The organism is Vibrio crassostreae (assembly GCF_041439375.1).
Taxonomy (GTDB): domain Bacteria; phylum Pseudomonadota; class Gammaproteobacteria; order Enterobacterales; family Vibrionaceae; genus Vibrio; species Vibrio crassostreae_D.
On record NZ_JBGONY010000005.1, the window covers coordinates 134,150 to 150,420 of the forward strand.

Below are 16,271 nucleotides of genomic sequence, written 5' to 3' on the forward strand. Positions count from 1 at the left end.
CGATTTGCCTAATCTCAAGGCAAAAAAGGGTTATTGAACCAAGTTCAATAACCCTTTTTCATTTCAGAACACTGAATCATTAACGATATAAGAGCTAACAGCATGCTAACTCATCAACTTCAAGAATTACTTGCCAGCAGCAATGGTTGCTAACTGTGGAATGTGTGAATTGCGAGCGTTTTCCGTTGATGTATAGGTTTCTACAAATCGGTAACCGGCTTCTAAGCCCAATTCGTAATCGTGTAACAGATCCTCTTTATCACTCATTAGTGAACTCGATTTCAGCGGCTGACTTGGTGCTATCTGCACTACAAACGCATCATCCGGTGGAGAATTCAAAAAGTCTTGTGTCAGTGAGTAGGTTTGGTAATGCACCATCAGCATGTCAGCCAAGCCTGAATCAAACTTATCACCGATTAAATGACTTAAGCGATAGATATCATCCGCACCAAATAACCATCGGCCACCATTAAGCAGATCCAAATGCCCGCGGTCACGCTTTTGCTCTTTTGAGCGCATAATTTGCTGTTGGAAGAAAGAGGTCCAGTCGGTTTTCCACTGCTCCACTTTCTGTTGCCAGTGGCCTTGAACACTGTCGAAAGATTCACGAAACCATTCCAGCTCTTCGGCGGATATCGGTTTAGGTGCTTTTATTGAAGGTTTATTCACCTGAGAGCCCGCTAAATGTCCATCCCCTTCCTCTACCACGGGCTCAGTACGAATCACGACAATAGAACGAGCTTGTCTGCGCCATGCTTCTTGAACCGGTATACATGCTGATACACCACCGTCCACATAAGCACTGTCACCAATGAAAATTTCGTCATTGTACAAACGAGGAATGGCGCAGGTCGCAATCATCACTTTGTACCAGTCGTCGCCCAATAATGGGAAGTAGTGATCTCGTAAATCTTTAGAGTCCGTCACTGCCGCATAAAAATGGCGATCGCCTAACGTTTGTCGTCCCAAATCCAGATCGAACTTATAGGGATAAGCCATAATTTGCTCTAAAGCCCATTCGAGGCCTAGATTCTTTCGGTGTCGTATATAAGAAAAAAGATTGAAGAATTCTGGTGAGGTAGTGAGGTCGAGAACAAAAGAACGCCCAAGGCCTTTATCACGGCACAGATAAGCGCATAAGTTGAGGGCACCTGCTGAGGTACCGAAAAATTCGTCGAAGGGGTCAAAATTAGAAAGAAGAAAGGCATCCAGCACTCCCGAAGTAAAAATACTTCTCTGTCCGCCACCTTGAGCGACCAGTGCTGTTTTTCCAGCAATAAACTTAGCGTAATAGTCCAAGTCTATTGCTGTATCAATATTGGTTATAATCCCACTATTCATTATTCCCTGAGCACAAAAACTCAGCCTCGCAATAAATGGTATTAGCTACCAATCGCAATAAAGCCAAATGAAAGAATGATTGTGTAGATAAACGCTGTTATTTGTAGAGCATTTTTCAGATTATGGTCCATAGACACCTCTGGCTTATTATTAATTTGTCGAGTTTCTATTTAAGTACTATCAGGTGTGTGAAGTATCTTCAAGAATCGTTGAAATTAGTCGCACAATATTGATGTAACCATCACAATTAGTAAGTGTATGGACAAGGATATACTCATGAATAACAAAGCAAATATAATGGCACTGGTTGCGCTTCTTTCCATTTCAAGCGCGAATGCTTCGCCGGAGATCATCATTACTCCGATGGTGGGTTATACCGGCGGTGGCAGTGTCGAAGACCAGGATGGAAAAACTTATGACATGAAAGGCTCTGAAAACTACACTTTTGCAATTGAAACGCCACTTGAAAAAGGACGCATCGGCTTTTTCTATTCCAATCAGAGCTCTGAGTTAGAAACACTCAACTTAAGTTCCTCCATCCAATACCTGCACTTTCAAAGCAGTATCTACTACCCTGCTTCTCCTGTATTGTCCGGCTATCTAGGGCTAGGTCTTGGGGCGTCTTACGTTGATGTTGACTGGGCGAAAAACAAGTATGGATTCTCCACCTCTATCTTTGGTGGTTTAGAATACAAATTTAGTGACCGCTTAGCTTTAAATACTCAAATACGCTGGCTAGGTACGGTTGTCGATAACGACACATCCGGTATTTGTAGCGTGCCAAGCACTGGGCAAGACTGCATTATCCGCTTTGATACCGATTGGATGAACCAATTCCAGGCCAATATCGGACTCAGTTTTACTTTCTAAGTCAACGCCTGTTCTCAAGCGAAATGAGTTAGAAGAAAATCTGGATGTCTGATTTAACGACAAAACCAGCTAAATGCTGGTTTTTTCATTATTAAAACGGTTTTAGTTCAGGTTAGAACTTATAGGTAACACCTAAAGCGCCGCCCACTTGCAACTCAACACCTTTATACATATCGAGTTCAGGGTGAACTTGAGCGTAAGCATTCCAACCTTCGTAGAAATTCACTTTCACGCCTAACGGCAAGCGTAAGCCAAAGTCGTCATTCCATTCAGCCCAAGCACCAGCACCGACGTACCAGCTCAACGGAGCTTCAGTCTCGAACTGACCACGCTTCAAAATGTAATCAAAGGCAGCGCCGTCATTGCCAATCGTAGCACGGTATTTCTGATCAAATTCCACAACGACACTCAGGTCTTGGTCAATGGCGAGTCCCACTTCCAAAGCTGGAGCTTCAGAAGCTTGAGCAAACGAGGCTCCGCTGCAGCACATAAGGCCGATCAAGTAACGATGTTTCATAATATTCTCAGACTGTATTTAAAAAACGGAAGTCTACTGGAATCTCAGCAAAAGGTGTCATCGCTGGGTAAAAGATAAAAGACACGAAAAATTTAAGAGCAACCATCAACTGATCGAGTTGAATGATAAGTATCTGAGTTAATGGAGATTAAGCACAATAGATCTTTCATAGAGCAGAAAACAAAAAAGGAGGCCTTTCGGCCTCCTTTCAATTTATTGAATCAGAGAATTAACCGTTGTTACGGATCCACTCATCCATGTCTGTCTTAAGGTTGTCAGACTTAGTACCGAAGATAGCTTGTACGCCACCAGCAACTACAACAACACCTGCAGCGCCTAGTTTCTTCAGTTTGTCTTGGTCAACAACTGCTGTATCAGCTACTGCAACACGTAGACGAGTAATACAAGCGTCAAGACCAGTGATGTTCGCTTTACCACCGAATGCAGCAACTAGCTCACCAGCAAGTTCAGAACCAGTCGCAACTGACTCTTCTTCAGTCTCGTCTTCACGGCCTGGAGTTTTAAGGTCTAGAGCTTTAATCACAGTGCGGAATACGATGTAGTAAATTGCAGCGTAAGCAATACCACATACAACCATTAGGCCCATCTTAGACGCGTTGCCAGATAGAACTAGGAAGTCGATTAGACCGTGTGAGAAAGATGTACCGTGTACAAAACCTAGAGTGTTCGCAAGAACGTATGCAGAACCAGCTAGTAGAGCGTGGATTGCGTACAGTACTGGAGCAACGAATAGGAAAGAGAATTCGATTGGTTCAGTGATACCCGTTAGGAATGAAGTCAACGCAGCAGAAGCCATGATGCCCATTACTTTAGCGCGGTTTTCAGGCTTAGCTGAGTGTGCAATCGCGATTGCAGCAGCAGGTAGACCGAACATCTTGAACATGTAACCACCAGCTAGCTGACCGAAGCCATTGCCCGCTGCACGAGATGCGTCATCAGCAACTAGGTAACAAGTAAGAACACCGTTTTGAGTTTCGCCAGCAGCGTTTACACAAGTACCAGCTTCAAAGAAGAAAGGTACGTTCCAAACGTGGTGAAGACCAAATGGAATTAGAGAACGCTCAACGATACCGTAGATACCAAACGCCACTTGTGGGTTTTGGTGAGCAGCCCAATCAGAGAACGCAGAGATAGCGCCGCCAACTGGTGGCCATACTACAGATAGTAGGATTGCTAGACCAATCGCAGAGAAACCTGTGATGATTGGCACAGCACGCTTACCAGCGAAGAAGCCAAGGTACTCTGGTAGTTGAATACGGAAGAAACGGTTGAATGCCCAAGCAGCAACACCACCGACTAGGATACCACCTAGTACACCAGTATCGATTTTATCAACGCCCATTACACCAGCCATTACGCCAAGTGTAGCAGTCATGATGCCATAACCAACGATAGCAGCTAGACCCGCTACACCATCGTTGTTAGTAAAGCCAAGTGCAACACCTACTGCGAACAGTAGTGCCATTTGACCGAATACTGAACCACCAGCTTGTTCCATTAAGTTTGAAACGATTTCTGGAATGAAAGGAAGATCTGCTGCACCGACACCTAGCAAAATACCCGCAACTGGTAAAACTGATACTGGAAGCATCAGAGACTTACCAACTTTCTGCAGGCTAGCAAAAAGGTTCTTAAACATGTTTATGCTCCTGATAAAGATAAAATAATTATATTGGGTTCTAACGGCACACCCCCGTAGCCTATATGTTAGCACCCTGCGAAAATGTAACCATGTATTGCATTATATTTTCTGCCGCTAAATATATATTGATGGGGAACTAACTTTCTAGTCACTTACGAAATTTAGTTTCAAAACACGTCTTGGATCACATGTCAAATCTAGAAATGCAATCCTTTACAAGCATTTAATTAATTGAAATATATAAGTATTTTTCAATAGTCCTATTATTTTACTGAGTAAATAAAATAGGAGCGAATGTTATTTTTAGTAACAAAATTACAAATGTTATAATTAGCGCTCTCAAGTTCAACATAATTCGTAAACATTAAAAAAAAACGTATTTTTAGTGATCAAAAACACAAAAAGGGAGCTTTCGCTCCCTTTTATTTGTTTACTTAGATTTTTATTGCAAAAAAAGTTTTTGGTAATTTTTGGTCGTTTGTTCGGCAACCTCTTTCATCGACACACCTTTTAATTGCCCAATGTAGGCCGCCACTTCGACGACATATGCAGGCTGATTCTGCTTCCCACGATATGGAATGGGCGCCAAATATGGAGAATCTGTCTCGATCAGCAACCTGTCTAGCGGTAGGTTCTTAACAACTTCTTTAAGTTCTGTAGCCTGCTTAAAGGTCACAATGCCTGAAATTGAGATATAGAAACCTAGTTCCATTGCTGCTTCAGCGAACGCTTGATCTTCGGTAAAGCAGTGAATCACACCACCACACTTCTCAGCTCCGCCATCACGTAAAATAGCTAATGTGTCTTCACGTGCGTTACGAGTGTGAATGATCAAAGGTTTATTCAGCTCAACGGCTAACTCAACATGCTGCTTAAATCGTAGCTGTTGCAGCTCCGCCGTCTCTGGTTGGTAGTGATAATCTAAACCTGTCTCTCCAATCGCCACAACCTTAGGGTTGCTCGCGTATTCACGCATTGTCTCTAGGCTGAAATCACTTTCAACATCGAGAGGGTGAACGCCACAAGAGGCTTTAACGTTATCAAACGGCGAGATCATCTCGAGCATATTTTCAAACGAATCGAGTGTCACACCGACAGAAAGCAATTGGTCTACGTTAGCAGCCTTCGCCTGGTTAACCACATCTTCTACGCTGGTGTGTAAATCTTGGTAATCCAGTTTGTCTAAATGACAGTGGGAATCTACGAACATGTTTCCTCGCAAGTGGCTATCAGCCAATTCATTATGAGTAGCTCCGTATTGAGCCCAGGGTGTTGCTTTAACTGCTCAATCAATGTCAGCAGTTTATTCGATGCTGCATAAGCACTTTGATAAGACATCGCCTCACACAATGCTTTCGCACTCGGAGTGAAAGCCTGATTCGCCAAACCAAAATGCAGCTTCTGTACATCTGACAATAGATGCCAAAGCCAGCCAAGTTGAATCAAAGGGTCTTTGCTAAGCTCTGTAGAGAACTTTAGCATGTCAGGTTGAGTGCCTTTTATCACATTCACAAAGCCATCGAGCGCTTTTGTTGAAGCTTCAACGCCACCTTGCTCAAACATCGCTTTTGCTTTTAAAGGCGCGTTGTCATTGAGTGCTAAAATATACTGCGGTACCGCTTTGCCCACTTCACCATCTAACCACGCTGATGCTGTCTCTAACTGCGGACAAACCACATTGAATTGCTGACAACGGCTAATAATAGTCGGCATTAAGCGATTACTGTTACGAGTAGACAGAATGAAGATGCACTTACTTGATGGCTCTTCCAGAGTTTTCAATAGTGCGTTGGAAGCTGATTCGTTCATTGCTTCAGCAGGGTTAAGCAAAATAACGCGCAAACCACCTAACTGAGAAGACTCTTGAGCCCAGCGGTTACTGGCACGCACTTGATCAACCGTGATCGACTTACCTTCTTTCTCGGGTGAGATCACATGAAAATCAGGATGACTGCCCGACTTCATTAACTCACAGCTGTGGCAAAACCCGCACGACTCGCTTTCATAGTTCGTGCACATCAATGCGTCGGTAAGTTGGCTAATCAAAGCATCAACGCCGAGCCCTTCCGGTGCATTAACAATCACAGAGTTAGGAAAACGCTCCGCATCGAGACTTTTTTTCCACTCACTCCATACCGGTGTGAGCCAAGAATACACTTCAGCCATGACTACCTACTGTTTGTCGAGCCAAGCAGTTAGCGCGACTTTAATATCAGCGGCTACTTGCTCAATTTCTTGCTGCGAGTTAATCACAAGTACAGAATCATCTTGTTCTGCAATTTCTAGATAGCGCTCACGCGTGCGGTCGAAAAATGAGATGTCCATCTTTTCAATTCTATCAAGCTCACCACGGCCTCTAGCACGCTCTAGCCCTACTCTAGGGTCTAGGTCCAAATATAGCGTTAGATCGGGTTTAAAGCCGCCTAGCGTGGTTGCTTTCAGTGATTCCATAGTCGTGCGCGCGATCTGGCGACCACCACCTTGGTATGCCTGTGAAGACATATCATGACGATCACCCAATACCCATTGACCATTGGCGAGTGCCGGCTTGATGACGTTCTCGACTAATTGAACACGTGCTGCATACATCAACAGCAATTCAGTCATGTCTTGAAGCTTCTCGCCTTCGTGCTCTTCTTTAACCAATGAACGCATCTTTTCAGCTAAGACAGTACCACCCGGCTCGCGAGTATTAACAATATCTTCAACACCCGATGCTTTTAATGTCTCAACGATGGCATTGATTGCTGTGCTTTTGCCAGCGCCTTCAAGGCCTTCAACCACGATAAATTTCGACTGATTCATAATTATTTCTTTATCTGTTTTTTCTTAATTGCTTTAAGTAAGCTCGCACTGCACGGTTATGCTCAGTCAAACTCTTTGAAAATACGTGACCACCTGTTCCACTCGCAACGAAATACAAGTAGTTGCTCTTCTCTGGATTCAACGCCGCGTTGATAGACGCTTTGCCTGCCATAGCGATAGGTGTCGGTGGCAAGCCACTCATTGTATAGGTGTTGTAAGGCGTTGGCGTGCGTAAGTCTTTCTTACGGATGTTGCCATCGTAGCTGTCACCCATGCCATAGATAACCGTTGGGTCAGTTTGCAAACGCATACGCTTGTTTAGACGGTTAACAAACACAGAAGAAACACGCTCACGTTCTGACGCAACAGCGGTCTCTTTCTCAATGATAGATGCAAGAATTAACGCTTCGTATGGCGATTTAAGAGGCAGCTTATCCGCTCGATTTTCCCACTCTTCATTCACCACGCTCATTAGGTCTCGATGCGCGCGCTTCAACAAATCTAAATCAGTGGTGCCGTAGGTGTAGTGATACGTTTCTGCTAAGAAGAGACCTTCTAGCTTTTCGTTTTCAATACCCAACTTTTCAGCGATCTCTTTTTCAGAAACGCCATCCAATGTCTGTTGAATGAATTCGTTGTCTTTTAGCTGAACAAGCCATTCGTCAAAACGACTGCCTTCAACAAAGGTAATAGTAAACTGGTGTTCTTTCCCTTCTACAAGCACCTTTAGCGCTTGCTCTAAGGTTAAACCCGGTTCAAGCAGGAAAGTACCCGCTTTTACGTCTACAAGCTCAGGATGTAACTTACGGATTAATTTCTCGTAAGGAGAAGCCTCAAACAGCCCCTCGTTAATCAACTGGGCTAGAACGCGGTTAAAGCTGCTACCTGAAGCAACAGTCACGACTTGTGGTTTTTCTAATTGAATAACTTGTTTCAGGTTATCTTGCGCTTGGTTGTAAACATAAAAACCAGCAGCACCGGCTGCAATTAAGCACAAGATAATAAAAATAAATAACTTTTTGATCACGAGTTTAGTTGTCCTTGAAGGCTACGAGTAACGGTTCCAATGTTAAATTGCGTATCACTAATACGGGTAACTGGGGCAACCCCTAAAATGGAGTTTGTCATGAAAACCTCATCAGCTTGCATGAGTTGAGATAAGCAGTAGTCACTAATTGTAACGGAAAGTTCAGCCTGATTCAGCGCGGTTAACACTTGCTTACGCATAACCCCCGCGACACCACTTTGAGTGAGTTGAGGTGTGTATATCGACTGACCTTTGCGCCAGAACAGATTGGCCATGGTGGTTTCAATCACATTGCCCGATATATCAAGAACCACACCATCCACTTCATTAGCTTGATCCATTTCATCTTTCATCAAAATCTGCTCAAGGCGATTATTGTGCTTATGGCCAGCCAGTAGTGGGCTCAAACCTAGCGCTTGATGGCAGATACCGAGTTCAACACCGGAGTCTTGCCACGCTGAATAATGGCTTGGGTAATCAAAGGTACTGATGGTGATTGTCGGCTTGGCGATATTCTTGGTACTGTAGCCACGCCCACCCGCTCCACGACTAACGTGCAGCTTGATCCCTGCTTTTTGATTATGAGGCTTGTTGGCGTTATGGAGCTTCTTTGAACCATCAAGGCTCTTTGTGCCATGAAGAGCGTTATGTTGGATGTGTTGAAGCGCAGTATCGAGCCAAAGACTAACAACATCCCAATCAAGAGCAGAAATGCGTAGTGCTTTAAGGCACTCGTCGACACGGTGCTGATGATCGTGAAGATGTTGTATCTCACCATCACTCACGAGCATTGTCGTAAAACAGCCGTCTCCGTACTGAAACGAGCGATCCAAAATATCGATAGTTTGCTGGCTTTCTCCATCAACCCAAAACATGTTTTTCCCCATAAAAAGAAACGGCTCAATGCTAAAGCATCAAGCCGTTTAAAAACAAGTTTAATTGTGACTATCTACGAGTGTTTACGTCTTTAATAAGATGATTAAATCTTTTTGAAGATCAAACAGCCGTTTGTACCACCGAAACCGAATGAGTTACATGCAGCATATTCCATGTTGCTAACTTCACGCGCAGTGTGAGGTACTAAGTCAATATCTAAGCCTTCTTCAGGATCATCTAGGTTGATTGTTGGTGGAACAATTTGGTCAACCAGAGACATAGCCGTGATGATAGCTTCAGCAGAACCAGCAGCACCTAGAAGGTGGCCTGTCATTGATTTCGTAGAAGAAACCAATACTTGCTTGCTGCCTGCTTCGCCAAGAGCACGCTTGATGCCCTTAACTTCCGCTACGTCACCTGCAGGAGTCGAAGTACCGTGTGCGTTTACATAACCGATTTGTTCACCAGTAATGCCAGCATCACGCATAGCCGCTTCCATCGCTAGTGCGCCACCTGAGCCATCTTCACTTGGAGATGTCATATGGTAAGCGTCACCCGACATACCGAAGCCAACTAGCTCACAGTAAATCTTAGCGCCACGAGCTTTCGCATGTTCGTACTCTTCAAGAACCATCATGCCTGCACCGTCACCAAGAACGAAACCATCACGGCCTTTGTCCCATGGACGAGAAGCTTTTTGAGGCTCATCGTTACGAGTAGACAGTGCTTTAGCCGCACCAAAACCTCCCATACCTAGTGGTGTAGATGCTTTTTCAGCACCACCCGCTAGCATTGCGTCAGCATCGCCGTATGCAATCATACGAGCCGCGTGACCAATGTTATGTAGGCCAGTCGTACATGCAGTAGAAATCGCGATGTTTGGACCGCGTAGGCCACGCATGATAGACATGTGACCAGCAATCATATTCACGATCGTCGACGGTACGAAGAACGGGCTGATCTTACGAGGGCCTTTTTCAGTTAGAGCTTGGTGACCGGCTTCGATCAAACCAAGACCACCAATACCAGAACCGATAGCAACACCCACACGTGGAGCGTTTTCTTCAGTAATAGTTAGGGCTGAATCATCTAAAGCTTGAATACCTGCTGCGACGCCGTACTGGATGAACAAGTCCATCTTACGAGCATCTTTTTTAGTCATATACTCTTCGCAGTTAAAGTCTTTAACTAGACCTGCAAAACGAGTTGAGAAATTGGTTGCATCAAAGTGCTCGATATTAACGATACCACTTTGACCAGCTAGCAGGGCTTTCCAAGAAGATTCTACAGTGTTGCCTACCGGTGACAACATACCCATGCCAGTGACAACTACACGACGCTTGGACACGATTTTACACTCCGGGGATTGAGGTGATTTAAGATGAGGATAGATGAGTTAGATAAAACACAGGCGGTCGAGGTGACCGCCTGGGAGAGATTATTACTGAGCGCTAGTTACGTAATCGATAGCTGCTTGAACAGTAGTAATTTTCTCAGCTTCTTCATCTGGGATTTCAGTGTCGAATTCTTCTTCTAGAGCCATTACTAGCTCAACTGTGTCTAGAGAATCTGCACCTAAGTCATCAACGAAAGAAGCTTCGTTTTTAACTTCAGCTTCGTCTACACCTAGCTGTTCAACAATGATTTTCTTTACGCGTTCTTCGAGGTTGCTCATTTTTTCTTTTCCTTTACAGAGTTCGCTTTATGCGATGTTTTCCGTAGTTTATTCAATCTATTGAAAGTTGCAAGGTCAACTTTTCTGGTCAAACCACAATTTTCACGATTTTAACCGAAATTACGTATGATCTTGACTTAAATCATGCACAAATGTTGCACATAATTTACACCATGTACATACCGCCATTGACGTGAAGTGTTTCACCTGTGATATAAGCTGCCGCAGGTGACGCCAAAAATACCACAGCTTCAGCGATTTCGCGAGGGTCACCTAGTCGACCTGCTGGTACATTCGCCAAAGTTGCTGCACGTTGGTCATCATTTAGCGCTTTAGTCATGTCAGTTTCGATGAAACCAGGAGCTACAGTGTTCACTGTAACGCCACGAGACGCAACTTCACGAGCCATTGATTTAGTAAAACCAATTACGCCAGCTTTTGCAGCTGCGTAGTTAGCTTGACCAGCGTTACCCATAGTACCTACTACAGAACCAACGTTTACGATACGACCTTGACGCTTCTTCATCATGCCACGCAATACAGCTTTAGACATGCGGAAGATAGGCGTTAGGTTAGTATCGATGATGTCATTCCATTCGTCGTCTTTCATACGCATAAGTAGGTTATCACGAGTGATACCTGCGTTGTTAACTAGAATGTCAATCGCACCGAATTCATCGTTGATGGTTTTCAGTGTAGCAGCAATTGAGTCAGTATCCGTTACATTAAGAGCAAGACCTTTACCGTTCTCACCAAGGTACTCACTGATTGCAGCTGCGCCGCCTTCAGATGTAGCAGTACCGATAACTTTAGCACCACGCTCAACTAAAAGTTCAGCGATTGCACGACCGATGCCACGGCTTGCGCCTGTAACTAGTGCAACTTTGCCTTCTAAATTCATCATAACTTCTCTATTAAGTGGTTATTACTTAGCAGCTTCTAGTGATGCAGTGTCATTAACTGCAGCAGCTGTCATAGTTTTTACGATTCGTTTTGTTAGACCAGTAAGAACTTTACCAGGGCCTAATTCAAGTAGCTTCTCGACACCTTGTTCATTCATCGCTTGTACACCTTCAGTCCAACGAACTGGGCTGTATAGCTGACGAACAAGTGCGTCTTTAATTTTTTCAGGGTTTGTTTCAGCAATAACATCAACGTTATTGATAACAGGCAGTGCTGGCGTGTTGAACTCTAGAGCTTCTAGAGCCACTGCTAGCTTGTCTGCTGCTGGCTTCATCAGTGCACAGTGAGACGGCACAGAAACAGGTAACGGAAGTGCACGCTTAGCGCCCGCTTCTTTACAAAGTGCACCAGCACGCTCTACTGCCGCTTTGTTACCCGCGATAACAACTTGGCCAGGAGAGTTAAAGTTAACTGGAGACACAACTTCGTCTTGCGCAGCTTCTTCACACGCCTTAGCAATCGCTTCATCGTCTAGACCGATGATTGCGTACATTGCACCAACACCTGCAGGAACCGCTTCTTGCATTAGTTGACCACGTAGTTCAACCAACTTGATCGCTTCTTTAAAGTCGATAACGCCTGCACATACTAGTGCAGAGTATTCGCCTAGGCTGTGACCTGCTAGATTTACAGGTTGCTCTAGGCCAAGTTCTTGCCATACACGCCAAATTGCAACAGACGCAGTTAATAGAGCCGGTTGAGTACGAAAAGTTTCATTTAGATTTTCTACTGGACCATCTTGAACCAATGCCCATAGATCGTAACCAAGTGCTTCTGAAGCTTCTGCAAATGTCTGTTTTACGACATCATACTGTTCGCCTAGGTCTGCAAGCATACCGATAGCTTGAGAGCCTTGGCCTGGGAATACGATAGCAAACTTGCTCATTGTAATTTTCCTTTAAGCAAAGCAAAAAATTGAATAAGGCACATAAGTTATGTGCCTTGTTTGTTGATTATCACTTGGGGTTAGAATTTAACTAACGCAGAACCCCAAGTGAAGCCGCCGCCAAATGCTTCAAGTAAAAGCGTTTGGCCACGTTTAATTCGCCCGTCGCGAACAGCCTCATCAAGAGCCGTTGGTACGGTAGCTGCTGACGTATTACCGTGCTTATCAAGAGTAATAACTACTTGATCAAGCGACATCGTCAGCTTTTTAGCGGTAGCCGAGATAATACGGTAGTTCGCTTGGTGTGGAACTAACCAATCAAGCTCTGACTTATCCATATTGTTCGCAGCTAATGTGTCTTTAACTAGCTTAGAAAGCTGAGTTACCGCCACTTTAAATACTTCGTTGCCCGCCATGTGCAGCCATTTATCTGCATCACCGCCACGCTCGGGTACTTCTAAGCTTAGAAGCTCCCCGTATTTACCGTCAGAGTAAATATGAGTAGACAAAATACCTGGCTCTTCGCTTGCGCCTACAACCACCGCACCTGCTGCATCACCAAATAGGATGATAGTAGAGCGGTCAGTCGGATCACAGGTTTTTGACAGTGCATCAGCACCAATTACCAAAACGTTCTTACACATGCCAGTCTTAATGTGTTGATCAGCAACAGACAGTGCATAAACAAAACCAGAACACGCCGCAGCCAAATCAAATGCAGGGCAGCCTTTGATACCGAGCTTGCCTTGTACCTGACATGCCGAAGACGGGAATGTGTGGCTACCGCTGGTTGTCGCAACGATGATTAAATCAATCTCATCTTTGTCGATACCTGCCATTTCAATGGCATTCTCAGCAGCGTAAAACGCCATATCAGCAACGGTTTCGTTTTCCGCTGAAATACGACGCTCTTTAATACCAGTTCTAGCAACGATCCACTCATCGCTAGTCTCTACCATTTTCTCTAAGTCTGCGTTCGTACGCACCTGAGATGGCAAGTAGCTGCCAGTACCTAAAATTTTGCTATACATGAAGACTAATAATGCCTCTCGAGTAAAACCGCTTCCAAACGATCGCTAATGCGGCTGGGGACTTGTCGTTTGACCTCGTGTACTGCTTCACCAATCGCGTTGACGACTGCAGACACATCAGCACTTCCATGACTTTTAATGACAATGCCGCGCAATCCTAACAAACTTGCGCCGTTATACTGGTCGGGGTTCAAGGTTTTTAATTCAGTAAATAGCTCAGAAAACAGCATTCTGGCTATCCAACCCTTTATTGTTGAAGCCATCATGCGCGTTTTTAGCTTATCAATAAAGAGCTGAGCCGTACCTTCGCACGTTTTTAAGCAGACATTGCCCACAAAACCATCACATACGACGACATCAGCAGCATCTTGAAGTAATTGATTACCTTCAATATAGCCTATGAAGTTCACAGACTGAGTATTCGACAACATTTCAGCGCATCGTTTTACAAGGTCATTGCCTTTGATTTCTTCTGCACCGATATTCAATATAGCGACTCGTGGAGCGCGACCTAAATGTTGTTCCGCTAATGCACTGCCCATGACAGCAAACTGAAAGAGTGAATCCGCGTCACTAGAAACGTTTGCCCCTAAATCAAGCATCCATGTGCGATTCCCTGATGCTGTAGGCAAAGCTGAAACCAATGCAGGTCTATCAATACCGGGGAGGAGCTTGAGTCGGAAACGGGATAAAGCCATCAGTGCGCCAGTGTTACCACCACTCACACAAGCATCAGCCTGTGATTCGGCAACTAGATCGATAGCGGCACGCATAGAGCTACCCTGACTATTACGTAAGGCTAGTGAAGGTTTTTCAGAATTGGAAATAACTCGATCACAATGCTGGATACTCAAACGAGAATCAGGCATTCGACCTAATGAAGATAATTGAGATGTGATCGCGTTTCGATCACCTATTAGAATGACTTTTAGCTCTGGGAAATACGACAGTGCCTGCACGGCGGCAGGCACTGTTACACGAGGACCGAAGTCCCCGCCCATTGCATCAAGCGCAACGGTTAGATTTTGCAAAGGTCAACCTTACTTGTTGATAACCTTTTTGCCGCGGTAGAAACCTTCGGCAGTCACGTTGTGACGTAGGTGAGTTTCACCTGAAGTTGCGTCTACAGAAAGTGCAGCTGTAGTTAGCGCATCGTGTGAACGACGCATGCCACGCATTGAACGTGATTTCTTGCTCTTTTGTACGGCCATTGACCCTACTCCTATGTAAATTCTTAAAGAAGCAATTACTTCTTTAAGCTTTTTAAAACATCAAATGGATTCGGCTTTTTATCTTCCTCAATTTCTTCAGGAAGTTCACCAAACACCAAGTTATTTGAGTTAACGCTACATTTCGCATCGTCGTGCATTGCTATTTGTGGCAATCCAAGGATGAACTCGTCTTCAACTAATTGAATCAGGTCTAACTCACCGTACTCGTTCAGATCTACCAAATCGTACTCTTCCGGTGCTTCCTCTTCACTTTTCTCACTGTAAACAGGAGTATAAGTAAATTGGACATCGCACTCATGTGCGAAAACCTCATTACAACGTTGACACTCTAAATCGACTTCGACGTTAGCTTTACCAGAGATAACGACTAATCGTTGTTCATCAAGCCCAAATGACATTGAGACTTGCGCGTCACGTTTTACGCCTTCAGTTGCTTCAGTTAAACGCTTCAAAAGACTGACCTGAATGATACCATCCATATCGAGTCGTTTTTGAGCCGTTCTTGCCGGATCAACTGTACGCGGTATTTTTTCCTTTTGCATAGGGCGCGAATCTTATCTTCCAAATCGTGTTTAGTCAAAGGAAATGGCAAAAAAAATGTACTTTCCTGCCTTTCCTATTCAGAGCATTATGAATAGCAGGACAAGTTACGTTATCCTGAGATAAATGCTTCCTTGAATTGTAAATTAAAATGAGAAATTACCAACTAGTTTTAGCCTCTACATCACCATTTAGGCAAGAGGTCCTCAAAAAACTACAGTTAAGCTTCATTACAGCCAAGCCAGACTGCGATGAAACGCCGCTTCCAGAAGAGACGCCACAACAGTTGGTGATGCGCCTTGCTGAGACCAAAGCTAAGTCTTGTGCTGCGGAGCAACCTAGCTTAGTCATTGGTTCTGATCAGGTTTGCGTAATTGATGGAGAGATCATTGGTAAGCCTCACACGCGAGAAAAAGCGATCGAGCAGCTATCTCGTCAAAGCGGTAAGAGCATCACTTTCTATACTGGCCTTTCTGTTTGGAACAGCGAGACCAACAAAGCTGACACGCGTCTCGACACCTTCATCGTGCATTTCCGTGATTTAACCGAGCAGCAGATCATCTCTTATGTTGAGAAAGAACAGCCTTATTACTGCGCGGGAAGTTTTATGTGCGAAGGGTTAGGCATCGCGTTGTTTAAACAGATGGAAGGCAAAGATCCGAACACCCTAATCGGTCTACCACTGATCGACTTGGTCGATATGCTTGAAGTACAAGGAATTAATGTACTTTAACTAGCGCTTATCACACTTACAGAGATACCCTACTCCTTCCTTCGTCAGTCTAGGGACTAGGGAATAATGAAATGGACCCACCCTTCTAAACGGCGTCGCAATGCGCCAAGAT

At 44.5% G+C, this 16,271-nt stretch carries 19 protein-coding genes; 2 read left to right on the forward strand and 17 right to left on the reverse strand.

Annotation, left to right across the window (positions count from 1 at the left end):
* Window positions 1–126: 126 nt before the first annotated feature.
* Both ACED45_RS04225 and cydH read right to left on the reverse strand, forming a co-directional pair.
* Window positions 127–1,341, reverse strand: coding sequence for a patatin-like phospholipase family protein (locus ACED45_RS04225; RefSeq protein ID WP_371713363.1), 1,215 nt, complete (start codon window positions 1,339–1,341; stop codon window positions 127–129).
* A gap of 41 nt (window positions 1,342–1,382) precedes the next feature.
* The gene (gene cydH, locus ACED45_RS04230) at window positions 1,383–1,472 is read right to left on the reverse strand and encodes a cytochrome bd-I oxidase subunit CydH (protein ID WP_122053551.1); all 90 of its coding nucleotides are present in this window, start codon (window positions 1,470–1,472) and stop codon (window positions 1,383–1,385) included.
* A gap of 145 nt (window positions 1,473–1,617) precedes the next feature.
* On the opposite strand from cydH, the gene ACED45_RS04235 reads away from it, so the two are divergent.
* Window positions 1,618–2,211 carry a porin family protein gene (locus tag ACED45_RS04235; RefSeq protein WP_371713364.1) on the forward strand — a complete coding sequence of 198 codons (594 nt, stop codon included), beginning with the start codon at window positions 1,618–1,620 and terminating at the stop codon, window positions 2,209–2,211.
* Between the two features lie 112 nt (window positions 2,212–2,323).
* Here ACED45_RS04235 and ACED45_RS04240 read toward each other — a convergent pair whose 3' ends face one another.
* The 15 genes from ACED45_RS04240 to yceD all read right to left on the reverse strand — a co-directional run bounded on the left by ACED45_RS04240 (window position 2,324) and on the right by yceD (window position 15,428).
* Window positions 2,324–2,728 (reverse strand): hypothetical protein, encoded by a 405-nt coding sequence (locus ACED45_RS04240; protein WP_017062144.1) that lies wholly within the window; start codon window positions 2,726–2,728, stop codon window positions 2,324–2,326.
* 229 nt (window positions 2,729–2,957) lie between these two features.
* Window positions 2,958–4,388 carry a PTS glucose transporter subunit IIBC gene (ptsG, locus tag ACED45_RS04245; protein WP_048610590.1) on the reverse strand — a complete coding sequence of 477 codons (1,431 nt, stop codon included), beginning with the start codon at window positions 4,386–4,388 and terminating at the stop codon, window positions 2,958–2,960.
* 445 nt (window positions 4,389–4,833) lie between these two features.
* A complete protein-coding gene (locus ACED45_RS04250) occupies window positions 4,834–5,601 on the reverse strand; it encodes a TatD family hydrolase (RefSeq protein ID WP_371713365.1) in 768 nt (255 codons plus the stop codon).
* Window positions 5,592–6,557 (reverse strand): DNA polymerase III subunit delta', encoded by a 966-nt coding sequence (locus ACED45_RS04255; RefSeq protein ID WP_017070536.1) that lies wholly within the window; start codon window positions 6,555–6,557, stop codon window positions 5,592–5,594. Before ACED45_RS04255 ends, ACED45_RS04250 begins: the two co-directional genes overlap by 10 nt.
* Before the next feature lie 6 nt (window positions 6,558–6,563).
* The gene (gene tmk, locus ACED45_RS04260) at window positions 6,564–7,196 is read right to left on the reverse strand and encodes a dTMP kinase (RefSeq protein WP_171732063.1); all 633 of its coding nucleotides are present in this window, start codon (window positions 7,194–7,196) and stop codon (window positions 6,564–6,566) included.
* A 10-nt stretch (window positions 7,197–7,206) separates the two neighbouring features.
* Complete coding sequence (gene mltG, locus ACED45_RS04265; protein ID WP_371713366.1) at window positions 7,207–8,223, reverse strand: endolytic transglycosylase MltG; 1,017 nt, start codon at window positions 8,221–8,223, stop codon at window positions 7,207–7,209.
* Entirely contained in the window at window positions 8,220–9,098 is an 879-nt protein-coding gene (pabC, locus tag ACED45_RS04270; RefSeq protein WP_065583975.1) for an aminodeoxychorismate lyase, read from the reverse strand. The genes mltG and pabC overlap by 4 nt, the downstream gene beginning before the upstream one ends.
* A gap of 104 nt (window positions 9,099–9,202) precedes the next feature.
* Entirely contained in the window at window positions 9,203–10,447 is a 1,245-nt protein-coding gene (fabF, locus tag ACED45_RS04275) for a beta-ketoacyl-ACP synthase II (RefSeq protein WP_019821243.1), read from the reverse strand.
* Window positions 10,448–10,540: 93 nt separating this feature from the next.
* On the reverse strand, window positions 10,541–10,774 hold the full coding sequence (gene acpP, locus ACED45_RS04280; protein ID WP_004737381.1) for an acyl carrier protein: 234 nt from the start codon (window positions 10,772–10,774) through the stop codon (window positions 10,541–10,543).
* A gap of 166 nt (window positions 10,775–10,940) precedes the next feature.
* Window positions 10,941–11,675, reverse strand: coding sequence for a 3-oxoacyl-ACP reductase FabG (gene fabG, locus ACED45_RS04285; protein ID WP_029235138.1), 735 nt, complete (start codon window positions 11,673–11,675; stop codon window positions 10,941–10,943).
* Window positions 11,676–11,699: 24 nt separating this feature from the next.
* Window positions 11,700–12,623 carry an ACP S-malonyltransferase gene (fabD, locus tag ACED45_RS04290; protein ID WP_102478249.1) on the reverse strand — a complete coding sequence of 308 codons (924 nt, stop codon included), beginning with the start codon at window positions 12,621–12,623 and terminating at the stop codon, window positions 11,700–11,702.
* Window positions 12,624–12,703: 80 nt separating this feature from the next.
* Window positions 12,704–13,654, reverse strand: coding sequence for a beta-ketoacyl-ACP synthase III (locus ACED45_RS04295; protein ID WP_371713367.1), 951 nt, complete (start codon window positions 13,652–13,654; stop codon window positions 12,704–12,706).
* Window positions 13,655–13,659: 5 nt separating this feature from the next.
* Window positions 13,660–14,685, reverse strand: a complete 1,026-nt coding sequence (gene plsX / locus ACED45_RS04300; RefSeq protein WP_017062152.1) for a phosphate acyltransferase PlsX — start codon at window positions 14,683–14,685, stop codon at window positions 13,660–13,662.
* A gap of 9 nt (window positions 14,686–14,694) precedes the next feature.
* The gene (rpmF, locus tag ACED45_RS04305) at window positions 14,695–14,865 is read right to left on the reverse strand and encodes a 50S ribosomal protein L32 (RefSeq protein WP_004737376.1); all 171 of its coding nucleotides are present in this window, start codon (window positions 14,863–14,865) and stop codon (window positions 14,695–14,697) included.
* A 35-nt stretch (window positions 14,866–14,900) separates the two neighbouring features.
* Entirely contained in the window at window positions 14,901–15,428 is a 528-nt protein-coding gene (gene yceD / locus ACED45_RS04310) for a 23S rRNA accumulation protein YceD (protein WP_017062153.1), read from the reverse strand.
* Between the two features lie 149 nt (window positions 15,429–15,577).
* Here yceD and ACED45_RS04315 point away from each other — a divergent pair, with 149 nt between their 5' ends.
* On the forward strand, window positions 15,578–16,159 hold the full coding sequence (locus ACED45_RS04315; protein WP_371713368.1) for a Maf family protein: 582 nt from the start codon (window positions 15,578–15,580) through the stop codon (window positions 16,157–16,159).
* Window positions 16,160–16,271 lie beyond the last annotated feature (112 nt).

Excerpts from the sequence above, each read along its gene's own strand:
- ACED45_RS04235 (WP_371713364.1), top strand. The coding sequence starts at position 1,618 with ATGAATAACAAAGCAAATATAATGGCACTGGTTGCGCTTCTTTCCATT.
- acpP (WP_004737381.1), bottom strand. The coding sequence starts at position 10,774 with ATGAGCAACCTCGAAGAACGCGTAAAGAAAATCATTGTTGAACAGCTA.
- ACED45_RS04295 (WP_371713367.1), bottom strand. The coding sequence starts at position 13,654 with ATGTATAGCAAAATTTTAGGTACTGGCAGCTACTTGCCATCTCAGGTG.
- fabG (WP_029235138.1), bottom strand. The coding sequence starts at position 11,675 with ATGAATTTAGAAGGCAAAGTTGCACTAGTTACAGGCGCAAGCCGTGGC.
- tmk (WP_171732063.1), bottom strand. The coding sequence starts at position 7,196 with ATGAATCAGTCGAAATTTATCGTGGTTGAAGGCCTTGAAGGCGCTGGC.
- ACED45_RS04255 (WP_017070536.1), bottom strand. The coding sequence starts at position 6,557 with ATGGCTGAAGTGTATTCTTGGCTCACACCGGTATGGAGTGAGTGGAAA.
- pabC (WP_065583975.1), bottom strand. The coding sequence starts at position 9,098 with ATGTTTTGGGTTGATGGAGAAAGCCAGCAAACTATCGATATTTTGGAT.
- ACED45_RS04315 (WP_371713368.1), top strand. The coding sequence starts at position 15,578 with ATGAGAAATTACCAACTAGTTTTAGCCTCTACATCACCATTTAGGCAA.
- ACED45_RS04225 (WP_371713363.1), bottom strand. The coding sequence starts at position 1,341 with ATGAATAGTGGGATTATAACCAATATTGATACAGCAATAGACTTGGAC.
- ptsG (WP_048610590.1), bottom strand. The coding sequence starts at position 4,388 with ATGTTTAAGAACCTTTTTGCTAGCCTGCAGAAAGTTGGTAAGTCTCTG.
- yceD (WP_017062153.1), bottom strand. The coding sequence starts at position 15,428 with ATGCAAAAGGAAAAAATACCGCGTACAGTTGATCCGGCAAGAACGGCT.
- ACED45_RS04250 (WP_371713365.1), bottom strand. The coding sequence starts at position 5,601 with ATGTTCGTAGATTCCCACTGTCATTTAGACAAACTGGATTACCAAGAT.
- ACED45_RS04240 (WP_017062144.1), bottom strand. The coding sequence starts at position 2,728 with ATGAAACATCGTTACTTGATCGGCCTTATGTGCTGCAGCGGAGCCTCG.
- cydH (WP_122053551.1), bottom strand. The coding sequence starts at position 1,472 with ATGGACCATAATCTGAAAAATGCTCTACAAATAACAGCGTTTATCTAC.
- rpmF (WP_004737376.1), bottom strand. The coding sequence starts at position 14,865 with ATGGCCGTACAAAAGAGCAAGAAATCACGTTCAATGCGTGGCATGCGT.
- fabD (WP_102478249.1), bottom strand. The coding sequence starts at position 12,623 with ATGAGCAAGTTTGCTATCGTATTCCCAGGCCAAGGCTCTCAAGCTATC.